Source organism: Phyllobacterium sp. OV277 (assembly GCF_900104355.1).
Taxonomy (GTDB): domain Bacteria; phylum Pseudomonadota; class Alphaproteobacteria; order Rhizobiales; family Rhizobiaceae; genus Phyllobacterium.
In genome coordinates, this window is record NZ_FNIY01000008.1 from 22234 (window position 1) to 45823 (window position 23590).

Below are 23590 nucleotides of genomic sequence, written 5' to 3' on the forward strand. Positions count from 1 at the left end.
CCGCACGGGTGCTACCGTCCACATGACTCTCAGGGAACATAAGCAATCAAAAGAAAAATGAGGGGAATAACGCGTGATCAATACTCAGTCGCAACACAATAGCCACCCGAATTGGCTTGTTGGCAGCCCCACGAAAGTTCAGGTGGCGGCCGCATTGTGGATGGGGTCCATAGGTCTGTTGATCCTTGGCCTACAGCCAATCTTGCTGGGCGCGATGTTCACTGAAGCGCGTCTCAATCTGGATGAGCTTGCACTCGTCGCGACCGCTGAGCTCATCACTATCGGAATAGGTTCGGTTGTTTTCGGGCTGGCTCTATCCACACGTCATTTGAAGCTCAAATCGGCCGTAATGATGTTGCTCATCGCTGGCCTCAATCAATCAATGTTTTACGCACATACGCCCCACAAAATTCTGGGGATTAGAGCAGTGACGGGGTTGATTGAGGGGGGAGCTGTCGCCGTTGCCATGGAACTTATCGCAAGGTCGCGCCATGCTGAATTCGTAGGTGGCCTTTTTGTCACTCTGCAAACGGTAGCGCAGAGTCTCCTTGCCCTTCTGTTCGCCCTATGGGTCATACCGCACTTTGGCTCAAATGGAGGTTTTTCCGCCCTCGCCATCGTTGGCATCGCGTCGCTTGCGCTGGCCGCCCTTGTGCCGTCGTATTATGGCGATCTTCCAAAACAAGCGGGGTCAGCAGGCGGCGTTCTCTCACTCAAAGCCATAATCTCTTTGCTTGTCATCGTTCTTCTGATCATGGGTCTGGGTGCCATCTGGGCGTTTCTCGAACCGATCGGTGCTCAGAATGGCATCGATGGCAAGACCGTGGGTGTGATGTTGTCCGCTTCGCTTGCTGTTCAGGTTGTTGCCGCGCTTGTGGCAACATCAGTTGCTCAACGCCTCAATTATCGGGCAGCGCTTGCGGGTTGTGGACTGATCGTTATCGGATCGGCGGCAGTTCTGAGCCAAAAGCCGTCACTTGCCGTGTGTTGGGTCGCTGTCATCCTTCTTGGTTCGATATGGACATTCATTGTTCCATTCTTCGTCGCGCTCACGCTTGATGCAGACCCCAAGCGGGACACGGTTCTCCTCGTTCCAGCCGCTACTCTGACAGGTGCAGCGATGGGCCCTTTGGCGGCTTCGGTGTTTATTGTTGATGGAAATGTCGGTCCGGTCCTGCCCTTCAGCAGCTCCGTCGCCCTTGGCAGCATGGTTCTGCTGATGGTGTTCATACTGATAGCGCGTCGCAGGCCAGTCACGCTGAGGACCTGAAGCAAATGACCAGCAAATCATCCTCCCAAACCTTGATTGCAGCAAACCAACCCGGACAGGCCAATGCCGTGAGTGAAACCATCAAACCGAAGTGGCAAAACTGGTCAGGCTTCGTCACTGCCAACCCGCAAATGCGCGTGGCTCCTGATGATCTGGATGCACTTGCCATGGTCGTCAAAAATGCGCCGGGCCCAATCCGGATCGCCGGTGCCGGCCATTCCTTTACGCCTCTGGTCAAAAGCGAGGGCACGATCGTGTCGCTCGAAAAATTCTCTGGCCTGAAATCGCACCAAACGGAAGAGTTGCTGGCACGTGTGGGCGCAGGCACGCAAATTGGAACCCTTGCCAAGCTCTTGCACGGCGTTGGTCAGGCACTGCCCAACATGGGCGATATTGACCGGCAGGCGTTTGGTGGCGGCCTTGGAACCGCAACGCACGGATCGGGCATTAAGCTCGGTGCTTACCATACACAGCTCGAAGCAATCCAGCTCGTTGATGGCCTTGGTGCTGTCAGGGAATATGCCAAGAAAACAGACGGTGACGTGATCAATGCGATGGGTGCGTCTCTGGGCGCGTTCGGTGCAATCACCGAAGTGACAATACGCAATGTTGCCGATTACAAATTGCATCGACGCCGCTGGACAGCACCTGTCGCTGAGGTGCTTGACCAATTTGAACAGGTCATGAGTGCGCATCGCTCTGCCGAATTCTTCTACATCCCGTTTTCGGGTCGGGCGCTGATGCTGGCGAGTGATATTTCCGAGGGTGAACCAGGTGTCCGGCCACACGATAGTGACGACGACGCAGTGGCCACGCTTAAAACCCTTCGAAACTATATAGGATGGTTTCCGTGGTTGCGCCGCCGCCTGATCGGCACGGCTATCGCCAAACTACCCGACGAAGACTATGTCGAACATTGGCTGAATGTGTATCCCAGTGATCGCAAGACCAAGTTCAATGAAATGGAATATCACCTGCCATTCGAAGAGGGTGCCAAGGCGCTTCGCGACATCATTACCTTGCTTGAGACGAGATTCCCCGAGGTCTATTTTCCCATCGAAGTAAGGGTTGTTGCTGCCGACGACGTCTGGCTTAGCCCGTTCTATAAGCGGCGAACCTGTTCCATCGCCATTCATCATGACGCCGCCGAGGACCCATTGCCATTTTTCGCCGCGGCGGAATCGATCTTCCGTATTTATGGCGGCCGTCCGCACTGGGGCAAAATGCACAATCTCAAGGCCAAGGATCTGAAAGGCATCTATCCGCGCTGGGATGACGCGATGGAAGTCCGCCGCGACATAGACCCTCAAAACAGGTTTGTGTCCCCCTATGTTGCTCGGTTGCTTGGAATTGAAAATGCCGGATGATCGCTACTTCCCAAGACTGTCGAAAGCCTTGTCCGATGCAGGCTTATATCAACCGAGCCTTGTCCTTGATCTGGACAGGCTTTCGGGAAATATCACGAAGATCAGACGCGGCCTGTGTGACAGCATTGCCCTGCGCATTGTCGACAAGTCGCTACCATGCATCCCGCTGCTCGAGCGGGTACGTGATGCTTTCAAGACCAATCGGTTCATGACGTTTCACCTGCCGATCAGCGCAGAAGTACTACATACCTTCCCCGACGCAGAACTTCTCCTGGGCAAACCCATGCCGGTGGCGGCAGTTGGGCATGCACTCACCGAAGGCGTGCTAGCCGGCAATAAACAGGCAAGCAATCGTATTGTCTGGCTGATCGATACGAATGAACGGCTGGCTGCCTACGGTGCACTGGCCGCAGAGCTTGGGATACAATTGCGCTTCTGTTTTGAAGTCGACATCGGTTTGCATCGTGGCGGCTATCCAAGCCCAGCAGCGCTCGAACAAGCGATGACCTTGCTCAAACAGTTTCCAGGCCTGATCTGTGAAGGAATCATGTCCTACGAAGCGCATATCTCCCATGTGCCGACATTTTTGGGAGGCGGCAGGAAAGCACAGGCAAAGTCGACAAGTTTGCTGCGGCAGTTCGCGGCCTGTCTCGGGGCAGATCAACGCAAGATCATCAACACGGGTGGCAGCTCAACATCGCTACTCTACGACAAATGGATCGCTGCAAACGAAGCCTCGATGGGATCTGCATTTGTCCTCCCCGTCGATTTTGATGTTCCCAGCCTATCCGATCTTCAACCCGCAATGTTCATCGGCACACCTGTCTTGAAGGTCGGCGATGCAAAAATGCCGGGCTTGGATGACAAAAGCTGGTTCCTGCAAATGCTTGGACTGTTTCCGCGTCGTGGCTGTTTCATCTATGGCGGCAAGTGGATGGCAGAACCTGCCTATCCCAAGGGAATGAAGGTCAACAAGATCATGGGGTATTCGACAAACCAGCAATTCATGGCCTTGCCTGACGATTCCACCCTTGCCCCCGATGACTTCGCTTTCTTCCGACCAACGCAAAGCGAATTCGTCATGCAGCAATTTGGTTCGATGGCCATTTTTTCCGGCAATCAGATCGTTGACCGTTGGCCGACGGTTCCGTTGGCGGATTTTTTCGGGGAACGCACAGATATCAAGGGCCATTCTCATGCCAGACCGGCTTTTGTCTGACTAGGGAATTGGCGCCTGTTCACGTTGGATTAAGGAGCGGAGCGATGAGTAACTCAGGAAAAGAAGCGCGCGTTGTCTTGATAACCGGTGCCTCTTCGGGCATCGGAAAGATGTGTGCCTCACATCTCCATAGGCTGGGCTACCGTGTTTATGGAACCAGCAGACGTGCGGCCGTGGCGGGATCTGCCGAAAACGGTTTCGCGCTCATTCCGATGGACGTTACCTCGGAACCATCCATCGTAAGTGCCCTTGAACTGATTATGGCGCGCGAAGGCCGGATTGATATTGTCATCAACAATGCGGGCAATGGCATTGCGGGTGCCATTGAAGACACGACGATAGCGGAAGCTCAGGAGCAGCTTGATACGAATTTTTTTGGGACACTTCGCGTTTGCCGCAACGTCTTGCCATTGCTTCGGCGCCAGAAGCGCTCTTATCTGATCAACATCAGTTCAATTGGCGGTATCATCGGTATTCCGTTTCAGGGGCTTTACAGCGCCAGCAAATTTGCCATTGAAGGCATGAGCGAAGTTCTTGCTACCGAAGTTAAATCACAGGGGGTGAATGTTGTGCTTGTGGAGCCCGGTGATTTTCGCACCGGTTTCTCGGCTGAACGGCGGATCGTGGCAAACGCGTTAAAGCCAACGATATATTCCAAACACTGCGAGGCCGCACTCAAGGTCATGGAAGCAGATGAGCTTGGCGGTTCTACCCCCGAACCCATCGCCAGGATGATTGAGCGGATCGTCAATATGCGATCACCAAAATTGCGGTACATGGTCGGGCCAACGGTCCAAAAACTCTCGGTTTCCATCTTCAAGAAACTGCTGCCGCAAAAGCTGTTTCAGCTGTTCATCATGAAGTATTACAAGATCGCTTAGAAGCTTTAAACCAGTCTGGAGAGATGTTATGAACTACAAAATTATCAGCCTCCCAATGCTTGCAATCCTCGCGCTTGCCGTTGGCAATGTTCAGGCACATGCCGCAGAACGCAAATACAAAGCCAATGGCCCAACCTCGTCAGCCATCACCGGTGACATCTCGATCGATGACAACGGCATCAAATTTGCCAATGGTAAAACGCTCGCGTTCTCATCGCGTACAACTGGCGATTTTAGCTGGGGTGGCGAACAGGTTGATGCCTCGATTTACAAGGTCAAAACACCATCTGACCCCAAATTGAAAGGCGGCAACATGCTCTGCGGTAAAAAAGTGACCTATGTCGCCACATGGATTGCTGAAACATCATTGGCACTGGCTGTTTTCACGGATGACAAAGCGCCTACAGGCGACGACACAATGTGTGCATTATATACGTACGACAAGTGACGTGAGGCAGAGGAGGCGCCGCACCTTATACGCGCGGACGGCATCTGCGATCGCGTAAAGTGTCGGGTTATTCGCGCAGAACCCACCATCCAGCAGCAGAAGCGCGTCCCACCCGATTTAGGTTGGTAACCTGACCGCCAATAGCCGCCAAGATCTCAAGCAATTGACAGTGATCACTGCCGATGCCCCTTATACGTCGAAACCAAAGGCGAGATAGTCGTACATGCAGGCAAGCTTTTTGAAAAATGAACGGTATGAACCTTCATTCAGCCTGTCGGAATTGTCTTTGAGGAACTTCCCGAGCACAGCGCCCACCTGTTCGTTTTGCGACCAGCCTCGCATCAGTGTAGGGGCATTTTTGGAAGGCATCTAGATCTGCGGTACATCTGTAACCCTTACGGCGTTTCTGTCGAGAGAGCTCTTCATAGGCCCTCTCTAATTCAGTATAGTGGGGAAACGTGTCGACCTTCTGTTGTCCTGTTGTGCCAATTCTCCCCCAGTTGCGCACGAGCGATATCTCACCAAACAGGGTTGGTTGCATCGTCGGGCTATAATACCGCGCCATGTTATGCTCGCCTCAAGTAGGTTAAATCGTTCCGATCACACGCAGGCGGTCTTGCATCGCCCGCAGCGACAGTTTCGATGTCGGGGCGAGCCGATCGAAACCGTGGTTCGCACCGGAATGCACGTGCAGTTCGACCGGTACGCCTGCCACAGCCAGTTTTTGGGCGTAACGGATGTCCTCGTCCCGGAAGATGTCAAGTTCACCCACCTCGATGTAGACTGGGGCGAGACCCGCCGCGTCCTTCAAACGTGCCGGCACCGCTGCCGGAGAGACAGTCACGTCGCAAAGCCGTTCACCCAGCAGCGCACTCCAGCCGGTGAAATTGTGGTCATAAGTCCAGGTCGCGAACGGCAGGAGACGTGGATCGGGAACGAGGTTCTGATCATCAAGCATCGGATAGATGAGGATCTGCTTTGCAACCGCGATGCCGTGGTCGCGCGCAAGGATTGCCGCGCCGGCCGCCGGACAGCCGCCACCGCTATCGCCCATCAGGGCGATACGGCTCGGATCGATGCCGAGTTCATCAGCATGCGCCGTGAGCCAGGTTAGGCCAGTGAGCACGTCTTCCGCCAGCATGGTGCCAGTGCTTTGGGGCGCCAATCGGTACTCAACCGCAAGGAATGGCACGCCGGACTTGGCCACATACTCGGCGATGACGAAGGCATAGAGATCGACACTCGCCAAAATCATGCCGCCACCATGCGCATAAACCACGGCGGAGCCAGGGCTAGATCCTTCCCGAACGAACCAACGTAGTTCGATTTTTGCGCCATCGGCCGTTTCGGCAAAAAATGACGTTGTATGCACATCCGGGTAGGTAGGGGCAGCGGCGGACCAGGCCGCCCAACCGGCATTGCCGATGGCACGTATGGCTTGCCAGTCACCGCGCGCCGGCGGCGGTGAGGTGGGCGAAGGAAGAACGGCCAGCGCAGCCGCAAGTTCAGGATCAAGGGCGTAGGGCATGAGAATTTTCCAAAAAAAGGCACGACGATCCCCACGCTCACGATGACCTTCGGGATTGGAGACTATCCGCAGAAGTTGAAGGGACAGGATCAGCCCGCTAGCGAGGCCGTGCGACGATGCTGTTGAGGGTGATAGCGAGGTGAGTAATGGCCTTGGGAGTTGAGAACACCGCCGCGGAATCAAGCCGCTACAATTTTGCCATCCCAATCCCCGCCCGCAGGGAAAGAGGCATGTTCATGAATTAGTTTCCACTCACCGCCCCGCCGTTCAAAGCAATCGGTCTGACGCACCAATGCGCGCTTGGTATCACCGTTCTTAAGCACGATATGGACTTTCTGAATTGTGCAGACGATCCCCATATCGCCGTTTATCGTGACATCCTCTTCAAGAACTTCGATATTACACGAACGGAAACCCTTGAATACGCTATCGAACATCTTCAATGCCGGCTGAATGCCTCTTGAGGCAAAAGCAGGGATGTCGAACCAAAGAGCGTCTTCGGCCCAATGTCTTGTGCTCTGCGCACCCGTCATGGACTCGGCCATCTCCTTGACGATGGAAGTCAGAACCTCCTTGTCGCGCTGCCGATTGTCGTTGGTGTTCTTCATGGTGATTTCCTTTTCGATTGCGTCAGGGCTCTGTTTCCGTTCCCAACGACAAATACCTACCCCTTCCTGAAAAGTGAGAGTAGAAAGGTATTCGGAATAGGATCAATTCCCAATATGGAATGAATGGGTGTCTAAATGGACCGTATGGGTGCCATCAGTCTATTTGTCCGGGTGGTCGACAGCGGCAGCTTTTCTGCTGTCGCCCGGACGCTTGGCGTCGGTCAGCCAGCCATCAGCAAGCAGATCGCTGCCCTCGAAATACATCTGGGTGCTCAGCTGTTACAACGGACCTCGCGCAGCCTGACCCTCACAGAGGCTGGCCGTGACTTCTACGAGTCCGGTGTGCGCCTTTTGGGTGATCTCGAAGCAGCGGAGTCGCGTATCGGACGTGGCCGGATCACACCCTCGGGCCTGGTGCGCGCCACCGTGGCGCCGGTTTTCGGCCGACTTTATGTGGTGCCACGATTGCATGAGTTCTTCCTCCGGTATCCCGAGGTTGCGGTCGAACTGGTGGTCGCTGACCGTCTCATGAATCTGGTCGAGGAGGGTATCGATCTAGGCGTGCACAATGGCGAGCTATCGGACTCTAGCCTGATTGTCAGCAAGATCGCGCAAACGCCGATCGTTACCGTTGCTACTCCTGCCTACCTGATGGCTCATGGCGAACCCGCGATACCGTCTGATCTCGAGCGGCATTCCTGCATCATCTACGCTCCGCAAGGCGCACCGCGCATATGGGGTTTTCACGGCCGTTTCGGCCCGATCACCCATCAGCCCAAAGGGGCTTTTCGTACCAACGACGCCGAACAAATTCGAACTGCTGTGTTGGCAAACCTCGGTATCGCCCATACACCGGGCTGGCTCTTCGCGTCAGAGATCGCCTCGGGCACTGTCCTGCCCGTTCTTACAGACTATGAGCCTGCCAAGCTTGCGATCAGTGCCGTTCGGCCGTCAGGTCGGTTCCTTGCCAGCAAGGTCCGGGTCTTCATCGATTTCCTTACCGAGATATTCGCTGAGGAGCCGTCTCTCGCCTTATAGAGGGGTATCTGCGTGAAGGTGCGAAACGTATCGACAGATATCGTCTATCTCGGCCGACCGGATCGCGCCAATTGTCACATTGTCGTCGTGGTCGGTTCCAAATGGGTGCGGAGTGTTCCTGATACAGATGGTCCCGGCTGCATCTCCCATACGGGCTATTTATCGATCCTGCGAAATAATATTGATGAAAGTGTCGACCGAACAAAGATGCGGGTGGATCAGCAAAGCATCGTGGCCGCGTCATGCTGACGGTCAGTGTGAATCAAGCCACTCGTTCAACTCAATTTCGGAACGCTCCAATCCATGGAAATTGATCAGTTTGCGCATGAAGGCAACTGCAACGGCTCGGGCACGAAGGTAGAATCGTCCGTCATGATCGTCCCGTGACATTTGATAGACGTCAAGTTTCTCATATAGCTGCTGAAGCCGATTCTGGACACTGCGCAAGTATAGGTTACGGCGGTCGGCAATGGCCCGTTCGGTCAATCCAAGGGCGACGTCGACGAGGATTTCGTACTCGATTTCGTTGACACCTTTTAGTGGCGCAAGGCTCTTTTGCTGCAGAAGAATGCAGGGGCAGGTATAAAGCGCGGTCAAACGCAATTAAAACAGTAATCTGTCGGTTTTAGTGACGAAATCTCAGAAGTTGCGCTGGAGGCGCAACCGGCCCTCAACGGGATCACCGCGATTATCGTCGTAGTTGGTGTAGGTTACCTCTGGAATAATATCAAAGCCCGGTACCAGCTTGTATCGGACATTTAGAGCGGCTGATACGTTGCCGTATTCCTCATAGGCAACTTGCCCATTCAACGTGGCCTTATCTGACAATTTGGCGGAAAGACCTGCCCAAATGGCGTAGTCGCCCTCCCAATTGGCATAATAATTATTGACGCCCGTAGATTTGTTCCAGTCGGACTGATAGCCGCCCATGAGGAAAGCAGAAACAGTGTTGCTGAATTTTACGTCAAGCCGCACCTTACCGGCCCAGACCTCATCAAGGGCGTCATAGCCGACTACGCCAGACAGCTTACCCCAGCCCTGTTCGAATTTCAGACCACCAACAATATGCGGCGTGTAATCGTCAATGACGTAGTTTTTGGTGTGGCCTTGATCATTGTAACCGAAATCACTGGTGCTGCCTTGTTCAAAGCCAAGCATTGCGGAAAATCCATTGCCGCCTTTAAACGTATAGCTGATCTGGTTCGTGGCAGTATCTTTGTCGGGCCCGTAGGCAATGACATTGTCGTTGATGATGTCGCCGGCGTAGTTGGTCCATGAGGTGAACTGTGAATCGACAGCGCCGACGCGAAAGCCGCCAAGCTCAATATATGCTTTGGGGATATAGGCGTTGTTGCTGCCATTGGTATACTGGAAATAGGTTTCGATGTAAGAGCGAAGTGTACCCAACTCCGTTTCCGAACGAGCATCGAAACGCAGCGAAGCCCTCGTGCGTTTGTACCAGCTGTCCCGCTTGACACCTGTCAGTGGGTCATCGCCGCCGCGCACATCATAACGCAGATATCCGCCAATCTTCAGGCATGTTTCCGTACCGGGAATATAGAAGAACCCGGCGCCGTAGGTATCGCACACGCGAACATATTCCACCGGTTCTGGTTCTGCCACGACGACTGCGTCAGCGGCGTGGGCGGAAGACGCACTAAAAATGACCGCAGATGAGCCAATCAGAAATGTCTTGATACCCATGCCCGATCTCCAAAAATGAGTAATGATTTTGGTTTGATGTTGGCAGGTTTATATTACAGTTCGATGGCAGTGGATTTTAGGCGATGGTGCTTGTGGAACACTCTCGCTCCGGAATGAGGGCGATTGGCCTTACGTTGCCGCGTGCAAAAGCGCTTTGGGAAATCTCACATCGCGAATCCGTCACCCAGCGCGAACTTGCAGATGCCCTGAAATCCACCCCCCGAAATATTACCACGCTCATGTCGGCGCTTTGGTCATACCGTCGCGCAATTGCTGGACCTTTTGGTTGAGATCAATCATCTGGGGTATTGTGAAGCCGGAGCGTTGCAGCAGTGTTGCGGTCAGGCATCCGGTCTTGGCGTGCAGGTCAGCGCCTTTGGGAGTCAGATGGACCTCGACCAGCCGTTCGTCGGTGACACTGCGGCGACGCGTGAGAAAGCCGGCACTTTCCAGCCGCTTGACGGCGGGGGTAATGGTGCTTGGCTCCAGCGCCAGCCTGTCGCCGATGACCGTAATGGTCAGACCATCCTGTTCCCAAAGAGCACTGAGGACGAGATACTGCGTATAGGTGACACCCAGTTCATCCAGCATGGGCTTGTACACGCGGTGAATGGCAATCGACGCCGAGTAGATTGAAAAACACAGCTGGCTGTCGAGCGGCAGAGTGGGGGCATCGGTCATTGTCGTCTCCTGTTCGGCGATGTTTATAACCTTTATCAGAAATAATGATATCGCGATAAAGAAATCGCTTTACAAGATTTCGGCGGTCGTTTATGTAGTCTTTATCGCGATAAAGATTATCGCGAACAAAACAACGAAGGAGATACGCATATGAGCAAGATCCTGACCGCAGCCGCTACCCTCGCCATGGCCGCCACCGCTTTCACCCCCGCGCACGCTGCACCTGCTGGTGCCAAGAACATTGTCCTTGTCCACGGCGGTTTCGTCGATGGTTCCGGCTGGCAGGGCGTTTACAACATCCTGAAAAACGATGGCTACAATGTCAGCATTGTGCAGAACCCGACCATCTCGCTTGCCGATGATGTGGCTGTTACCAAGCGGACCATTGCGCAGCAGGACGGTCCTGTGATTCTGGTTGGCCATTCCTATGGCGGCGTCGTTGTCAGTGAAGCCGGCACCGACGAGAAGGTGAAAGCTGTCGTCTACATCGCAGCGTTCGCGCCTGACAAAGGCGAGTCCGTATCATCACTGATCGCCAATGCGCCTGCAGGTGCGCCGGTACCGCCGATCCTGCCGCCCGTTGATGGCTACCTGTTCCTTGACAAGGCCAAATTTGCTGCCTCGTTCGCCGCTGACGTGGATGCTACAACCGCTGCATTCATGGCTGACTCACAGGTTCCATGGGGCGTCGAAGCATTGGCCGGTGCTGTTACCGAACCCGCATGGAAGAGCAAGCCAAGCTTCTATCTGGTTGCCACTGACGATCACATGATCCCGCCACCTGCCCAGCGCATGATGGCCGAACGTGCCAAGGCCACAGTCGTCGAAACGGCTGCCAGCCACGCCGTTTACGTTTCCAAACCGCAAGTCGTTGCCGACCTTATAGAGCAGGCGGCATCCGCCAAATAAACATCCGCATTCATCGGATACCGGGGCGTGCCAAGCGCCCCGGTCTATCTGTGTCAATGAGGCTGTTTGCTGTCGTTTCACAAGCATTTCCAAGTAGTTGCTGGTTTTGTCACAACGCCGCCTGTGGATGTGCACTTTGAATGTCACAAAAATTCGTAAAAAATTGTTTGAACTGTGATGTGTTGCATGGTATTAGGTAACCGATCGGTCGATTAATAGGTCTGCCGGTCGGGGAGCGAGGAGGCAACCATGTATGCGCAGATGGTAAAAACTGACGGCACCCGTGTTCGGTCTCTCGATGAGATGGAGCCGCACGAACGCGCCTTTCAGGAGCGCGTTGACGCCGGTCAGAAGATCGAGCCGAAAGAATGGATGCCTGATGGATACCGCAAGACGCTGGTGCGTCAGATCAGCCAGCACGCCCATTCCGAGATTGTTGGCCAGCTGCCCGAGGGTAACTGGATCAGCCGTGCACCGACGCTGGAGCGCAAGGCGATCCTGCTCGCCAAGGTGCAGGACGAGGCCGGTCACGGCCTCTATCTCTATTGCGCCGCCGAGACGCTTGGTATCAGCCGCGACGAAATGTATGAGCAACTCCATTCCGGTAAGGCCAAATACTCTTCGATCTTCAATTATCCAACGCTGACCTGGGCCGATATCGGCGCGATTGGCTGGCTGGTTGATGGCGCAGCCATTATGAACCAAGTACCATTGCAGCGCTGTTCCTATGGGCCGTATGCAAGAGCCATGGTCCGCATCTGCAAGGAAGAGAGTTTTCATCAGCGCCAGGGCTTTGATGCCCTGATGCGGATGGTGAAGGGTATCCCGGCACAGAAAGCCATGGTGCAGGACGCATTGAACCGTTGGTGGTGGCCATCGCTGATGATGTTCGGGCCCTCCGACGATGCTTCAGTTCATTCGGTTCAGTCGATGGCATGGAAGATCAAGCAGAATTCGAACGATGAGTTGCGCCAGAAGTTTGTCGACCAGACTGTGCCACAGGCCGAATATCTCGGTCTGACCGTGCCGGACCCTGACCTCAAATGGAACGAGGAAAAGGGTGGTTATGATTTTGGCGAGCCGGATTGGGAAGAGTTCTTCAATGTGATTGCCGGCAATGGTCCCTGCAATGCAGAACGTCTCAATGCCCGCAAACAGGCGTGGGATGATGGGGCCTGGTTCCGCGACGGCTTGACAGCCCATGCGCAAAAGACAGCAGCGCATTCCGTCGCCGCCGAGTAGGGGCCGCAGAACGTTTCAGGGAGTGAGAACATGTCCAGCGAATGGCCGCTTTGGGAAGTCTTTATTCGAGGTCAGCACGGCCTCAATCATCGCCATGTCGGAAGTCTGCATGCGCCCGATGCCGAGATGGCGGTCAACAATGCCCGCGATGTTTATACGCGCCGCAATGAGGGCGTCAGTATCTGGGTTGTCAAATCATCGGAGATCACCGCCAGCGCCCCATCAGAAAAGGGTCCGCTCTTCGAGCCGTCCAATTCCAAAGTCTACCGTCACCCGACCTTCTTCGACATTCCGGATGAAGTGGGGCATATGTGATGGCAACTGCGACGCTTGAACCTGATGTCGATCAGTCCGCGCTCTTTGAATTCCTGCTGCGCATTGGTGATAATGCCTTGATCCTCGGCCATCGGGTATCTGAGTGGTGCGGTCACGCGCCAGCGCTTGAAGAAGATATTGCCCTTGCCAACACTGCGCTTGACCTGATCGGCCAGACCCAGCTTTGGCTCGGTCTTGCGGGCGAAGTGGAAGGTGAGGGCCGCTCTGCTGATAACCTCGCCTATCTGCGCGACGGTTTCGAGTTCCGCAACATCCTGCTTGTCGAGCGCCCCAACGGCGATTACGGCAAGACGCTGATGCGGCAGTTCCTGTTCGATGCCTGGCATTATCTGCTGCTGAAGGCGCTCAAGGGCTCTGCGGAGAAGCGGATCGCCGACATCGCGGAAAAGACCTTTAAGGAGGTCTCCTACCATCTTAATCGCAGCCGTGATCTGGTGATCCGCCTTGGCGACGGCTCAGCAGAAAGCCATCGCCGCATGCAGGAGGCGCTCGACGACCTTTGGCCTTATACGGGCGAGATGTTTGTTGGCGATACCATCGACGCGGCACTGGCAGGTGCTGGTATCATCCCTGCACCTCAAAGTCTCAAGATCGGCTGGGATGAGATCGTGGCGGATGCTCTTTCCGAGAGCACTCTGGTGAAGCCTGCCGATGGCTACATGCACAAGGGCGGCAGGCGCGGCGTACACACGGAACATCTCGGCTATATCCTGTCCGAGTTGCAGTTCCTGCAGCGCGCTTATCCAGGCGCGGTCTGGTAGGAGGTGGTGATGACCATGGCGCTTCACCCCTCCGTGGAAGAGGTCTGGCACTGGCTTTCGGAGGTGCCGGATCCTGAGATTCCGGTGATCTCGCTCACCGAGCTTGGCATCATCCGCGATGTCGAATGGCGGGATGATGTCATGGTGGTGACGGTGACGCCAACCTATTCTGGCTGCCCCGCAACTACGGTGATCAACTTGGATATTGAGCGGGCACTCGCCGAAAAAGGCCTCGCCAACGTGCGGCTGCAACGCCAGCTTTCGCCCGCATGGACAACGGACTGGATCAGTGCCGAGGGCAGGGACAAGCTTCGCGCCTATGGCATCGCTCCGCCGATTGACGGCACGGCCGCCGATGGTGTGCTGATGAAACGCATAGACCGGCTTTCCGGCCGCTCGAACTTCATGATCGCCTGTCCGCGCTGCCAATCGACGAACACCGAAAAGATCAGCCAGTTCGGCTCGACACCCTGCAAGGCAAGCTACCGCTGCACCGACTGTCTGGAACCGTTCGATTACTTCAAGTGCATCTGACCCATAGGACGAGGGCCCGCATATGGCACGTTTTCATCCCCTGATCGTCACCGAAGTTCGCCGCGAAACGCGCGATGCGGTTGTCGTCACGCTCATGCCCTCAGAGGAGGACAGGAACGTCTTCGATTTCACGCAAGGGCAGTATCTGACTTTCCGCCGTAAATTCGAAGACGAGGAATTGCGCCGCTCCTACTCCATCTGCGCGGGCAGGGATGAGGGCGTGCTCAAGGTGGGTATCAAACGTGTCGATGGCGGCTGCTTCTCGACATGGGTCAACGAAAACCTCAAGGCTGGCGATACGCTGGAAGCCATGCCGCCGATGGGCGCCTTCTTCACAGCGATCGAACCTGACGTCGCCAAGCACTATCTGGGCTTTGCCGGCGGCAGCGGCATCACACCGGTGCTCTCCATCATCAAGACAGTACTATCGCGTGAGCCGAATTCGCGTTTCACGCTCATTTACGCCAACAGGCAGATCAGCTCGATTATGTTCCGCGAGGAGCTGGACGACTTGAAGAACCTCTATCTCGGTCGTCTCTCCGTTCTGCATGTGCTGGAGAGCGAGGTGCAGGACATCGATCTCTTCACCGGCCGTATCGACGGCGCGAAGTGCGCGGCGCTTTTCAAGAGCTGGATTGACGCGAAGTCGGTGACCACCGCCTTTATCTGCGGCCCGGAGCCGATGATGCTGGCGATCGCCGCAGCGTTGCGGGAGCACGGTTTGCGCGACGATCAGATCAAGTTCGAACTTTTTGCTTCCTCGCAGCCGGGTCGTACTGCCCGCCGGGTCGAATCCGCAAGCAAATCCGGTGAAGATGCTGTCTGCGAAGCGACGGTCACGCTCGACGGTGCGGCGCGCATTTTCAAGTTTCCCAAACAGGGCCAGAGCCTACTCGATGCTGCGCTCCAAAACGCCATGGATGTTCCCTATGCCTGCAAGGCCGGTGTCTGTTCCACCTGCAGGGCCAAGGTCATTGAAGGCGAGGTCGAGATGGCAACAAACCACGCCTTGGAAGACTATGAGGTGGACCAGGGCTATGTGCTGACCTGCCAGTGTTTTCCGCTCAGCGACCGCATCGTGGTCAGCTACGACCAATAACATCAGGCTCTGGTCGCATTGAAGGGGAGGACAGCATGTCCGATACAATTCCGATCGAGGACTATCTGGCTGAGGGCGGTGTACTCTCTTCGCCCGACAATGTGCCGCCGCGCTATCGGGGTGAACTGCTGCGCCTGATGGCGAGCTTCGTCGACAGCGCGCTGGCTGGTTCCGCCGGTTTTGCCGACACGATCAATGATGCTCCGGGTATTCAGGAACGGATATCCGCAGCCCGCATCGTGCTGGAAAAGACCGATCATGCGGGTCAAGTGTTGAAGATCATGGAAACCTTCGGCGCCGATGGTGGTCGCTATGCCGTACATCACCCTTGGGCCGTGCGCGTTTCCCGCGACGATGATATAGGCGCGGCACGTCAGGGCGGCGATATGCGTCTTTCGGTCTTTCACTATCCGCTGAACGGGTGGCTGGATGCGGTTGTGATGAATGTGTTGATGGGCCGGGCAAGCGCCGTGCAGCTCAAGGAGTTGTCGCGTGTCTCCTATCAACCGCTTGCCGACGTTTTCCGCGCCATCCTGCCGCGCGAGGAACGACATGCAGAACTAGGCATAACCGGTCTTGCCCGCATAGTTAGTGATGAGGAAAGCCGCACGGCAGCGCGCGCCTCTGTTGCCTACTGGTATCCACGCGTCGCGGCAAGCTTTGGCCATTCGGCCTCAACAAGGTTTGAAACCCAGTCGCGCTTCGGGCTGAGGCACACATCGAATGAAACCTTGCTTGCGCAATGGCAGGCCGAGATCGATCCGCAGCTCGCTGCGCTCAGACTGAATCCATAGGAAGGACAGGCACATGAATGTCATGGCAAATCGGCCACGTCGGCTTGAAAGCTACGTCGGCGGTACTTGGGTCGCTGGCGCGAGCGAGGGCAAAGCTTTGCTCGACGCATCGACAGGCGCACCGGTCGCCTTCATCGATTCCACCGGCGTCGATTTCAAGGCGGCACTTGCCTATGGCCGTGACAAGGGCGGCTTGGCTTTGCGGCGTATGTCCTTTCACGAACGCGCCGGGATGCTGAAGGCGCTGGGTCAGGCGCTCATGGAGAAAAAGGAAGAGTTTTACGCGCTATCCACCGCGACGGGTGCGACGCGCGGGGACGGCTGGGTTGATATCGAGGGCGGTATCGGTACGCTCCTCTCTTACGCCTCCAAAGGCAGGCGCGAATTGCCGAACAGCCGCGTACTGCTTGATGGTGACATCGAGCAGCTCTCCAAGGATGACAGCTTTTCCGCTCAACATATTCTGAGCCCGTTGCAGGGCATAGCCATCCACATCAATGCCTTCAACTTTCCCTGCTGGGGCATGTTGGAAAAGCTGGCGCCGACATTGCTTGCCGGTGTTCCGGCGATCGTTAAACCGGCGAGCCAGACCGCCTATCTCACCGAACTCATGGTTCGCCGTATCATAGAGACCGGCTTGCTGCCCGAGGGGACGCTGCAACTGGTCTGCGGCTCGGTCGGTGATCTGCTGGATCACGTGGGAGGCCAGGATGCGGTAACCTTTACCGGTTCCGCAGCGACTGGACGGCAATTGAAGACGCATAAGGCAATCATTGAGAATTCCGTGCGTTTCACCATGGAAGCCGACAGCCTCAATGCCGCGGTGCTTGGCCTCGATGCCGCACCCGGCACCGAAGAATTCGACCTCTTTGTCAAGGAAGTCGTTCGCGAGATGACGGTGAAATCAGGACAGAAATGCACGGCTATCCGGCGCGTCATTGCACCACGCGCCTACAGCGAAGCACTGATCGAAAGCCTGCGCAATCGTCTCGGCAAGACCATAGTCGGCAATCCCGCTGACGAAGCTGTCCGCATGGGTCCGCTCGCCAGCCTCGACCAGCTTGAGGAAGTGCGTGCCCGCATCCGCGATCTTTCTGTTGATGCGGAGATCGTTGCCGGTGATCCTGATAATCCGAACATTACGTTGGGCAATGCGAGCGCCGGGGCCTTTCTCAATCCTGTTCTGCTTTACTGCGATAAGCCGGGATCCGCCCGTGCCGTGCACGATGTCGAGGCATTCGGCCCCGTCAGCACCGTCATGCCCTATGACACGGCTGATGAGGCTGTTGATCTTGCCCGTCGCGGCAAAGGCAGCCTTGTTGCCTCTGTCTTCACCAACGACCCTGCTTTTGCCGAGGAGGTTGTGCTGGGCCTTGCACCGTTCCATGGGCGCGTAATGATCGGCAACCGCGTCAGCGCCAAATCCTCCACAGGTCACGGTTCGCCGCTTCCGGGGCTTGTTCATGGCGGTCCCGGCCGTGCTGGTGGCGGCGAGGAACTCGGCGGCATTCGCGGCGTGAAGCATTATATGCAGCGCACGGCAGTGCAGGGCACGCCGACCCTGCTCTCCGCTGTAACAGGGCGCTGGATGCAGGGCGCGCAAGCATATGCAGGCGGCGAACATCCTTTCCGCAAGTCGCTGGCCGAATTGAAGATCGGCGACCAGTTGATCAGCGCAAAACGCGCTGTTCTGCTTGAGGATATCGAGCACTTCGCCAATTTCACCGGCGATACATTCTATGCTCACATGGATGAGGAAGCGGCCAAGGCGAACCCATTCTTTGAAGGTCGCGTGGCCCACGGTTATCTCATTGTCTCCTTTGCCGCCGGTCTCTTTGTCGATCCGGCGCCGGGTCCGGTCCTTGCCAATTACGGCGTCGACAATCTGCGCTTCCTGACACCGGTTAGTCCGGGTGATACGTTGCAGGTGCAGCTTACCTGCAAGGAGATCAACCCGCGCGCCAATGCCGAGCATGGCGAAGTGCGGTGGGATTGCAATGTGACGAACCAGACCGGGGCTACAGTTGCGCAATACGATGTTCTGACAATGGTGGCTAAAACGAGAGAGTGACCGGTTGGCACCGGTCTTACGTTACGGCTTTAACGCCTTCGAGGATCAAGGTCGTGGCAATGTCGGCATATTCGTCGCGGGTGATGGGGCCATTTGGCCGGAACCACATATACACCCAGTTCATCATGCCGAAGAGCGACATGGTGACGGGCATCAGGAGTGGCCGACCCTTGTTAAGATCCGGGTTTATGTCACGGATGACGCTGGAGAAGCGCTTGACGATCTGCCGCTCGATCGCCTGCAGTTCCACGAGCTGTTCTTCTGATAGCGCACTGGTGCCGTTGAGCTGCACCTTGTGCTCATTGTCAGCGCCTTCATAATTCCTCAACACGGCCTTCACCAGCAGGCGTAGCCGCTCCTCGGGCGTCACATCGGTGCGATCAGCCGCTGCAATTGCGCCATCAAGCTCTGTCAGGTGCGTGCGCACGATGTCGAAGATCAGCGCGTCCTTGCCCGGGTAATAATGATAGAGCAGTGCCTTCGAGACATTGCTGTGTGAGGCGATCATCGACATGGAGGCTTTCTCCATGCCCATTTCAGCAAATACCGCTGCGGCACTCGTCAGAATGCCACGTTGCTTTTCCTCGAAATCAACTGCCCGCGTGCGTGCCATGTTGTCCTGCTCTGCTTATTTCCTGTTGGCCGGGCCGCCTGAAGGCCGCCAAATCCGTCTCTATACACAGTCAATCAGGTACCGGATTATCCCGGCGCCTTCGTTCGTCTACCCTTTCGGGCGGTTGTCCACCACCCTCTTAGCCTTACCTTCAGAACGGGCCACACCTCCCGGATCGTGCACCAGAATACTGGTTGAGACCCCGACCACACTCTTGATGTGATGGGTAAGCTCCTTTGCTGATCCCGTACGTGCGCCGTTATCGGCGGCTTCTGCGGTACATTCGACATGAACAGTCATGTTGTCCATACGGCCCGTGCGCGTCAACTCGATCTGGAAATGCGGCGCAAGGCCGCGACATTTCAGAATCTGTTCCTCGATCTGCGTTGGAAAGATGTTGACCCCACGCAGAATCATCATGTCATCCGAACGGCCGGTTATCTTTTCCATGCGGCGCATCGAGCGGGCAGTGCCGGGGAGCAGCCGCGTCAGGTCGCGCGTGCGATATCGGATGATTGGCAAACCTTCCTTGGTCAATGTCGTAAAGACCAGTTCGCCGAGTTCACCGTCAGGCAATACATTACCTGTTACCGGATCGATGATCTCGGGATAGAAATGGTCTTCCCAGATGTGCAGGCCGTCCTTCGCCTCGACGCATTCGTTGGCAACACCCGGTCCCATGACCTCAGACAGGCCGTAAATATCGACCGCATGCATGTCAAAGGCTTGCTCGATCTCCTCGCGCATGGCGTTGGTCCACGGCTCTGCGCCAAAAATCCCGACAGCAAGCGAGCTTTCGCGCGGATCGATACCGTGCCTGCGGAACTCGTCAAGGATCGACAGCATGTAGGAAGGTGTCACCATGATGATGCGTGGCTTGAAGTCCTGCATCAGCGTGACCTGGCGCTCGGTCATGCCGCCGGAGATCGGCACAACGGTGCAGCCGAGTTTCTCTGCGCCGTAATGCGCGCCGAGGCCGCCGGTGAACAGGCCATAACCATAAGCAATATGGACGATATCCCCGGCGCGGCCACCCGAAGCGCGTATCGAACGGGCAACGACGGTGGCCCAGGTGTCGATATCCTTTTTCGTATAGCCAACGACGGTGGGTTTGCCTGTGGTACCTGATGAGGCATGGATGCGCGCGAGCTTCTCGCGCGGCACGGCGAACATGCCGAAAGGATAGGTATCCCGCAGGTCCTTCTTGGTGGTGAAGGGAAACTTTGCAAGGTCAGAAAGCGTCTTCAGATCGGACGGATGCACGCCCGACTCATCGAAGCGCTGGCGATAGAAAGGCGAATTCTCATAGGCATGGGTCAGCGACCATTTCATGCGTTCGAACTGCAGCCCCGAAATCTCGTCACGGGAAGCTGTCTCGATAGGTTCAAGCTCGCCGGGGCGGGGGGATAGGTCTTCCATAAATGTCTCCTCCGAGAATGCTGGATGGTACCGTCGTCAGATCTGCTCCGCCAGATGGGTACCCTTGACTGTTCGCGAGTGGCCACGGAATTCCGCGACGTGCTCGCCCTCCTGATTGGTAATGCGGATATCGTAGATTCCGCCTCGTCCGCGGCGCGATACCTCCCGTGCCGTCGCTGTCAGCCGATCGCCTCTGAAAGCTGGAGCGATGTAAGTCATCGAACAGTGCTGGGCGACGGTTCGCTGGTTGTAGGTGTTGCAGGCGAAAGCAAAAGCTGAGTCCGCCAGCGTAAAGACGTAGCCGCCGTGGCAGGTGCCGTGGCCATTCGTCATTGTTTCTGTAATCGTCATCGCCACCGTCGCCGCGCCGGGGGCTACGGCAAGAAGCTGCATGTCGAGATGGCGGGTGGCGTTGTCGTCGTTCCACATGGATTTTGCGCAGGCTTCCGCCAGCGCCTGCGGGGAGAGTCTTATAGCGTCGGTCATTTGCCCTTGAACTCCGGCTTGCGCTTTTCAAGGAACGCGCCGACGCCCTCGGCATAATCCGCGGTGCGGCCAGCCTCACGTTGCAGGTCGCGTTCAAGGTCAAGCTGTTCGTCCAACGTGTTGGTTGCTGCGGCCTGAATGGCACGCTTCGTCATGCCGAGGCCCCTGGTGGGACCAGCGGCAAGACGAGTGGACAGTGCGGTTGCTTCTTCCATCAGCTTGTCATCATCCACGGCGCGCCAGATCAGGCCCCATTCAGCGGCGGTTTCCGCACCGAGCGGTTCGGCGGTCAGCATTAATGCCTTGGCACGCGCCTCACCGATGAGCTGCGGCAGGCTCCATGTACCGCCGGAATCCGGTACAAGACCGATCTTGGCAAATGCCTGGATGAAGCGGGCCGAGCGCGCGGCAAGCGTGATGTCGCAGGCGAAAGCGATGTTGGCACCGGCACCAGCGGCAACACCGTTGACTGCGCAGATGACAGGTTTTTCGAGGCTGCGAATGAGCCGCAGCAGCGGATTGTAAAAAGTTTCGATCGTGTGGCCGAGATCGGGCATTGCGCCCTTGCGCGGGTCACGGTCGCCAAGATCCTGACCAGCACTGAAGCCGCGACCGGCGCCGGTCAGCAGCACAGCGCGCACGTCCGCATCCGCATGAGCCCGCTCAAAACCGGCACGTAGCGCAAGATGCATTTCATCGTTGAAGGCATTGAGCTTGTCCGGGCGATTCAGCGTGAGGCGCAAAACGCCATCGACAAGCGCCGACAGAATTGTATCAGAATCGGACATATTTCCTCCCTGTCACCCTTCCCAGCGGTGACTGTAAAAAAACTCTTGCATAAACCGACCGGTCAGTCAATTATAAATGCAATGACTGGGAGGGAGCCAGAGATGACAGGACTTTTCGAGCGGCATCAAGTGACGCTGCAGGCTGCACTTGATGCGGCTGCCAAGCGCGACTACTGGTCCGCCTATCCCGAAGTGCCGAGTGGCAAGATCTATGGCGAAACCGCCAGAGACGATGGTCTTGCCACCTACGAGGCACGGCTCGGAAAATCCTTTGATCTGCCCGGACATCCGGCGGAAAGTTCGGTTGGCGCGGAAGTTTCGCCTTATGGTCCGTCGCTCGGTATCACCTATCCGGCCGCGTCGGTTGACATGCTAGTCGCTGCCTCGCGGGTTGCCGCCCGGCAATGGGGGAGCGCCACGCCAGAAGTGCGCACCGGCATCTGTCTCGAAATCCTCGCCCGTCTTAATGCTCGCAGCTTCGAAATGGCGAATGCTGTCATGCATACAACCGGTCAGGCTTTCGCCATGGCCTTTCAGGCTGGCGGCCCACATGCACAGGATCGTGGCCTCGAAGCAGTTGCCTATGCCTATGCCGAGATGAGCCGCACACCAACTGAGGCAATTTGGACGAAGCCGCAGGGGAAAAGCGAGCCAATCATTCTGGAAAAGCACTGGCGTATCATGCCCCGCGGTGTTGCGCTCGTTATCGGCTGCAATACTTTTCCGACCTGGAATAGCTATCCGGGCCTCTTCGCCAGCCTTGCGACCGGCAATACCATCATCGTGAAGCCGCATCCGGCGGCGATCCTGCCGCTCGCCATCACTGTTGAAGTTATCAGGCAGGTGCTGATGGAAGAAGGCTTTGCCGCTGATACCGTGCTGCTTGCGGCTGATGCGACAGGTTCCGAGATCACAAAAAATCTCGTTCAGCATCCCTCGATTTCAATAATCGATTACACTGGTTCAAATAGTTTTGGCAGCTGGGTGCGCGCCAATGCCCGTGATGCCGATGTCTATACGGAAGAGGCGGGTGTCAATTCGATTGTCATCGGCGCTACCGACAATTTTGCCGGCATGTGCAGCAATATCGCCTTTTCGCTTGCTCTCTACAGTGGCCAGATGTGCACTGCGCCGCAAAATATTTTCGTGCCACAGGACGGCATCGGGACGGATGAAGGCCACAAGAGCTTCGATGAGGTTGCAGCCGGTATCGCCGCTGCGGTCGACGAGTTGCTGGCCGACCCGGCCCGCGCCGCCGGTGTCTGTGGTGCAATTGCCAATCCCGCCACGCTCGCCCGTATAGCCACGGCCCGTTCGCTGGGCCGCATCGTGCGTGACTCCGCGCCGGTCGAAGGTCTTTCGCAAGCGCGTACCGCGACGCCGCTGATCCTCGCCGTCGAGGCAAATGAAGAATCCTATGCCGAAGAACGTTTCGGGCCAATCACCTTTATCGTTGCTGTCGATGACGTCACCGACGGTGTGAACCGTGCGGCCGAACTTGCCGAGCGCAAAGGGGCCATCACAGCTGCGCTTTACGAGACCGGCGAGGCGCGCATTCTTGCTGCTGCTGATCGTTTCGCCGCAGCGGGTGTCAATCTCTCGGTCAATCTGACTGGCGGCATCTACGTCAATCAGAGCGCCGCTTTCAGTGATTTCCACGTTACCGGTGCCAATCCGGCAGGCAATGCAAGCCTGACGGATACGGCTTTTGTTGCAAACCGGTTCCGCGTGGTGATGTGGCGTCGCCCAATAGCGGCGTGAGGGGAATTTCAATCTAAACCGTTTTTCTTGGGA

The 23590-nt window shown here is 56.5% G+C and carries 25 protein-coding genes and 2 pseudogenes; 16 read left to right on the forward strand and 11 right to left on the reverse strand.

Translation table 11 applies throughout. The features are described 5' to 3' along the window. The first annotated feature begins 73 nt into the window (after positions 1–73). From BLU05_RS20465 to BLU05_RS20485, 5 genes are read left to right on the forward strand one after another with little or no spacing between them, the layout of a single operon-like run. Entirely contained in the window at positions 74–1270 is a 1197-nt protein-coding gene (locus BLU05_RS20465; protein WP_244518453.1) for an MFS transporter, read from the forward strand. Between the two features lie 5 nt (positions 1271–1275). Continuing rightward, a complete protein-coding gene (locus BLU05_RS20470) occupies positions 1276–2637 on the forward strand; it encodes a D-arabinono-1,4-lactone oxidase (RefSeq protein WP_348271766.1) in 1362 nt (453 codons plus the stop codon). After that, a complete protein-coding gene (locus BLU05_RS20475; protein WP_091884166.1) occupies positions 2627–3856 on the forward strand; it encodes an alanine racemase in 1230 nt (409 codons plus the stop codon). The genes BLU05_RS20470 and BLU05_RS20475 overlap by 11 nt, the downstream gene beginning before the upstream one ends. A gap of 44 nt (positions 3857–3900) precedes the next feature. Beyond that, positions 3901–4737 carry an SDR family oxidoreductase gene (locus tag BLU05_RS20480; protein WP_091884167.1) on the forward strand — a complete coding sequence of 279 codons (837 nt, stop codon included), beginning with the start codon at positions 3901–3903 and terminating at the stop codon, positions 4735–4737. A gap of 28 nt (positions 4738–4765) precedes the next feature. Then, positions 4766–5185, forward strand: a complete 420-nt coding sequence (locus tag BLU05_RS20485) for a hypothetical protein (protein WP_244518455.1) — start codon at positions 4766–4768, stop codon at positions 5183–5185. Between the two features lie 189 nt (positions 5186–5374). Here BLU05_RS20485 and BLU05_RS26480 read toward each other — a convergent pair whose 3' ends face one another. From BLU05_RS26480 to BLU05_RS20500, 4 genes and pseudogenes are all read right to left on the reverse strand, one after another. Then, positions 5375–5554, reverse strand: coding sequence for a hypothetical protein (locus BLU05_RS26480; RefSeq protein ID WP_244518472.1), 180 nt, complete (start codon positions 5552–5554; stop codon positions 5375–5377). Between the two features lie 22 nt (positions 5555–5576). Next, a pseudogene (locus BLU05_RS26585) lies at positions 5577–5750 on the reverse strand (WGR domain-containing protein); the annotation flags it as partial. A 21-nt stretch (positions 5751–5771) separates the two neighbouring features. Further along, positions 5772–6713, reverse strand: coding sequence for an alpha/beta hydrolase (locus BLU05_RS20495; RefSeq protein WP_091884173.1), 942 nt, complete (start codon positions 6711–6713; stop codon positions 5772–5774). 179 nt (positions 6714–6892) lie between these two features. After that, the gene (locus BLU05_RS20500) at positions 6893–7321 is read right to left on the reverse strand and encodes a YybH family protein (protein WP_091884176.1); all 429 of its coding nucleotides are present in this window, start codon (positions 7319–7321) and stop codon (positions 6893–6895) included. 135 nt (positions 7322–7456) lie between these two features. Between BLU05_RS20500 and BLU05_RS20505 the strand changes: the two genes are divergently transcribed. After that, entirely contained in the window at positions 7457–8359 is a 903-nt protein-coding gene (locus tag BLU05_RS20505; RefSeq protein ID WP_091884178.1) for a LysR family transcriptional regulator, read from the forward strand. Positions 8360–8371: 12 nt separating this feature from the next. Further along, complete coding sequence (locus tag BLU05_RS20510; RefSeq protein ID WP_091884181.1) at positions 8372–8608, forward strand: hypothetical protein; 237 nt, start codon at positions 8372–8374, stop codon at positions 8606–8608. A gap of 3 nt (positions 8609–8611) precedes the next feature. Here the strand turns inward: BLU05_RS20510 and BLU05_RS20515 are convergent. From BLU05_RS20515 to BLU05_RS20525, 3 genes and pseudogenes are all read right to left on the reverse strand, one after another. Continuing rightward, positions 8612–8923, reverse strand: a pseudogene (locus BLU05_RS20515) (DNA-binding response regulator); the annotation flags it as partial. A gap of 75 nt (positions 8924–8998) precedes the next feature. Next, positions 8999–10063, reverse strand: coding sequence for a porin (locus tag BLU05_RS20520; RefSeq protein ID WP_091884183.1), 1065 nt, complete (start codon positions 10061–10063; stop codon positions 8999–9001). A 237-nt stretch (positions 10064–10300) separates the two neighbouring features. Beyond that, on the reverse strand, positions 10301–10744 hold the full coding sequence (locus BLU05_RS20525; RefSeq protein WP_091884186.1) for a MarR family winged helix-turn-helix transcriptional regulator: 444 nt from the start codon (positions 10742–10744) through the stop codon (positions 10301–10303). A 186-nt stretch (positions 10745–10930) separates the two neighbouring features. On the opposite strand from BLU05_RS20525, the gene BLU05_RS20530 reads away from it, so the two are divergent. The 8 genes from BLU05_RS20530 to paaZ all read left to right on the forward strand — a co-directional run bounded on the left by BLU05_RS20530 (position 10931) and on the right by paaZ (position 18490). Then, positions 10931–11653, forward strand: coding sequence for an alpha/beta hydrolase (locus BLU05_RS20530; RefSeq protein ID WP_091884505.1), 723 nt, complete (start codon positions 10931–10933; stop codon positions 11651–11653). 249 nt (positions 11654–11902) lie between these two features. After that, entirely contained in the window at positions 11903–12895 is a 993-nt protein-coding gene (paaA, locus tag BLU05_RS20535; RefSeq protein ID WP_091884188.1) for a 1,2-phenylacetyl-CoA epoxidase subunit PaaA, read from the forward strand. A 30-nt stretch (positions 12896–12925) separates the two neighbouring features. Continuing rightward, positions 12926–13210, forward strand: a complete 285-nt coding sequence (gene paaB / locus BLU05_RS20540) for a 1,2-phenylacetyl-CoA epoxidase subunit PaaB (protein ID WP_091884191.1) — start codon at positions 12926–12928, stop codon at positions 13208–13210. Continuing rightward, positions 13210–13992 carry a 1,2-phenylacetyl-CoA epoxidase subunit PaaC gene (gene paaC, locus BLU05_RS20545; protein WP_091884193.1) on the forward strand — a complete coding sequence of 261 codons (783 nt, stop codon included), beginning with the start codon at positions 13210–13212 and terminating at the stop codon, positions 13990–13992. The genes paaB and paaC overlap by 1 nt, the downstream gene beginning before the upstream one ends. 9 nt (positions 13993–14001) lie before the next feature. After that, positions 14002–14526, forward strand: coding sequence for a 1,2-phenylacetyl-CoA epoxidase subunit PaaD (paaD, locus tag BLU05_RS20550; protein WP_091884195.1), 525 nt, complete (start codon positions 14002–14004; stop codon positions 14524–14526). Between the two features lie 22 nt (positions 14527–14548). Next, entirely contained in the window at positions 14549–15625 is a 1077-nt protein-coding gene (gene paaE / locus BLU05_RS20555) for a 1,2-phenylacetyl-CoA epoxidase subunit PaaE (RefSeq protein ID WP_091884197.1), read from the forward strand. Positions 15626–15660: 35 nt separating this feature from the next. Next, on the forward strand, positions 15661–16419 hold the full coding sequence (locus tag BLU05_RS20560; RefSeq protein ID WP_091884200.1) for a Phenylacetic acid catabolic protein: 759 nt from the start codon (positions 15661–15663) through the stop codon (positions 16417–16419). Between the two features lie 13 nt (positions 16420–16432). After that, on the forward strand, positions 16433–18490 hold the full coding sequence (gene paaZ / locus BLU05_RS20565) for a phenylacetic acid degradation bifunctional protein PaaZ (protein WP_091884201.1): 2058 nt from the start codon (positions 16433–16435) through the stop codon (positions 18488–18490). Between the two features lie 16 nt (positions 18491–18506). On the opposite strand, the gene BLU05_RS20570 is transcribed toward paaZ, so the two are convergent. The 4 genes from BLU05_RS20570 to paaG all read right to left on the reverse strand — a co-directional run bounded on the left by BLU05_RS20570 (position 18507) and on the right by paaG (position 21796). After that, the gene (locus BLU05_RS20570; RefSeq protein ID WP_091884204.1) at positions 18507–19103 is read right to left on the reverse strand and encodes a TetR/AcrR family transcriptional regulator; all 597 of its coding nucleotides are present in this window, start codon (positions 19101–19103) and stop codon (positions 18507–18509) included. A gap of 108 nt (positions 19104–19211) precedes the next feature. Continuing rightward, complete coding sequence (gene paaK, locus BLU05_RS20575; protein WP_091884207.1) at positions 19212–20522, reverse strand: phenylacetate--CoA ligase PaaK; 1311 nt, start codon at positions 20520–20522, stop codon at positions 19212–19214. A 36-nt stretch (positions 20523–20558) separates the two neighbouring features. Beyond that, the gene (paaI, locus tag BLU05_RS20580; RefSeq protein ID WP_091884209.1) at positions 20559–21008 is read right to left on the reverse strand and encodes a hydroxyphenylacetyl-CoA thioesterase PaaI; all 450 of its coding nucleotides are present in this window, start codon (positions 21006–21008) and stop codon (positions 20559–20561) included. Continuing rightward, the gene (paaG, locus tag BLU05_RS20585) at positions 21005–21796 is read right to left on the reverse strand and encodes a 2-(1,2-epoxy-1,2-dihydrophenyl)acetyl-CoA isomerase PaaG (protein WP_091884212.1); all 792 of its coding nucleotides are present in this window, start codon (positions 21794–21796) and stop codon (positions 21005–21007) included. Before paaG ends, paaI begins: the two co-directional genes overlap by 4 nt. 102 nt (positions 21797–21898) lie before the next feature. Here paaG and paaN point away from each other — a divergent pair, with 102 nt between their 5' ends. Continuing rightward, a complete protein-coding gene (paaN, locus tag BLU05_RS20590) occupies positions 21899–23557 on the forward strand; it encodes a phenylacetic acid degradation protein PaaN (RefSeq protein ID WP_091884214.1) in 1659 nt (552 codons plus the stop codon). The last annotated feature ends 33 nt before the right edge of the window (positions 23558–23590 follow it).

Coding starts and splice junctions, on each gene's coding strand:
- paaK (WP_091884207.1), bottom strand. CDS start 20,522: ATGGAAGACCTATCCCCCCGCCCCGGCGAGCTTGAACCTATCGAGACA.
- BLU05_RS20500 (WP_091884176.1), bottom strand. CDS start 7,321: ATGAAGAACACCAACGACAATCGGCAGCGCGACAAGGAGGTTCTGACT.
- paaI (WP_091884209.1), bottom strand. CDS start 21,008: ATGACCGACGCTATAAGACTCTCCCCGCAGGCGCTGGCGGAAGCCTGC.
- BLU05_RS26480 (WP_244518472.1), bottom strand. CDS start 5,554: ATGCCTTCCAAAAATGCCCCTACACTGATGCGAGGCTGGTCGCAAAAC.
- paaD (WP_091884195.1), top strand. CDS start 14,002: ATGACCATGGCGCTTCACCCCTCCGTGGAAGAGGTCTGGCACTGGCTT.
- BLU05_RS20505 (WP_091884178.1), top strand. CDS start 7,457: ATGGACCGTATGGGTGCCATCAGTCTATTTGTCCGGGTGGTCGACAGC.
- BLU05_RS20470 (WP_348271766.1), top strand. CDS start 1,276: ATGACCAGCAAATCATCCTCCCAAACCTTGATTGCAGCAAACCAACCC.
- BLU05_RS20480 (WP_091884167.1), top strand. CDS start 3,901: ATGAGTAACTCAGGAAAAGAAGCGCGCGTTGTCTTGATAACCGGTGCC.
- paaZ (WP_091884201.1), top strand. CDS start 16,433: ATGAATGTCATGGCAAATCGGCCACGTCGGCTTGAAAGCTACGTCGGC.
- BLU05_RS20560 (WP_091884200.1), top strand. CDS start 15,661: ATGTCCGATACAATTCCGATCGAGGACTATCTGGCTGAGGGCGGTGTA.
- BLU05_RS20530 (WP_091884505.1), top strand. CDS start 10,931: ATGGCCGCCACCGCTTTCACCCCCGCGCACGCTGCACCTGCTGGTGCC.
- paaB (WP_091884191.1), top strand. CDS start 12,926: ATGTCCAGCGAATGGCCGCTTTGGGAAGTCTTTATTCGAGGTCAGCAC.
- paaA (WP_091884188.1), top strand. CDS start 11,903: ATGTATGCGCAGATGGTAAAAACTGACGGCACCCGTGTTCGGTCTCTC.
- paaN (WP_091884214.1), top strand. CDS start 21,899: ATGACAGGACTTTTCGAGCGGCATCAAGTGACGCTGCAGGCTGCACTT.
- paaG (WP_091884212.1), bottom strand. CDS start 21,796: ATGTCCGATTCTGATACAATTCTGTCGGCGCTTGTCGATGGCGTTTTG.
- BLU05_RS20570 (WP_091884204.1), bottom strand. CDS start 19,103: ATGGCACGCACGCGGGCAGTTGATTTCGAGGAAAAGCAACGTGGCATT.
- BLU05_RS20475 (WP_091884166.1), top strand. CDS start 2,627: ATGCCGGATGATCGCTACTTCCCAAGACTGTCGAAAGCCTTGTCCGAT.
- BLU05_RS20520 (WP_091884183.1), bottom strand. CDS start 10,063: ATGGGTATCAAGACATTTCTGATTGGCTCATCTGCGGTCATTTTTAGT.
- BLU05_RS20525 (WP_091884186.1), bottom strand. CDS start 10,744: ATGACCGATGCCCCCACTCTGCCGCTCGACAGCCAGCTGTGTTTTTCA.
- paaC (WP_091884193.1), top strand. CDS start 13,210: ATGGCAACTGCGACGCTTGAACCTGATGTCGATCAGTCCGCGCTCTTT.
- BLU05_RS20485 (WP_244518455.1), top strand. CDS start 4,766: ATGAACTACAAAATTATCAGCCTCCCAATGCTTGCAATCCTCGCGCTT.
- paaE (WP_091884197.1), top strand. CDS start 14,549: ATGGCACGTTTTCATCCCCTGATCGTCACCGAAGTTCGCCGCGAAACG.
- BLU05_RS20495 (WP_091884173.1), bottom strand. CDS start 6,713: ATGCCCTACGCCCTTGATCCTGAACTTGCGGCTGCGCTGGCCGTTCTT.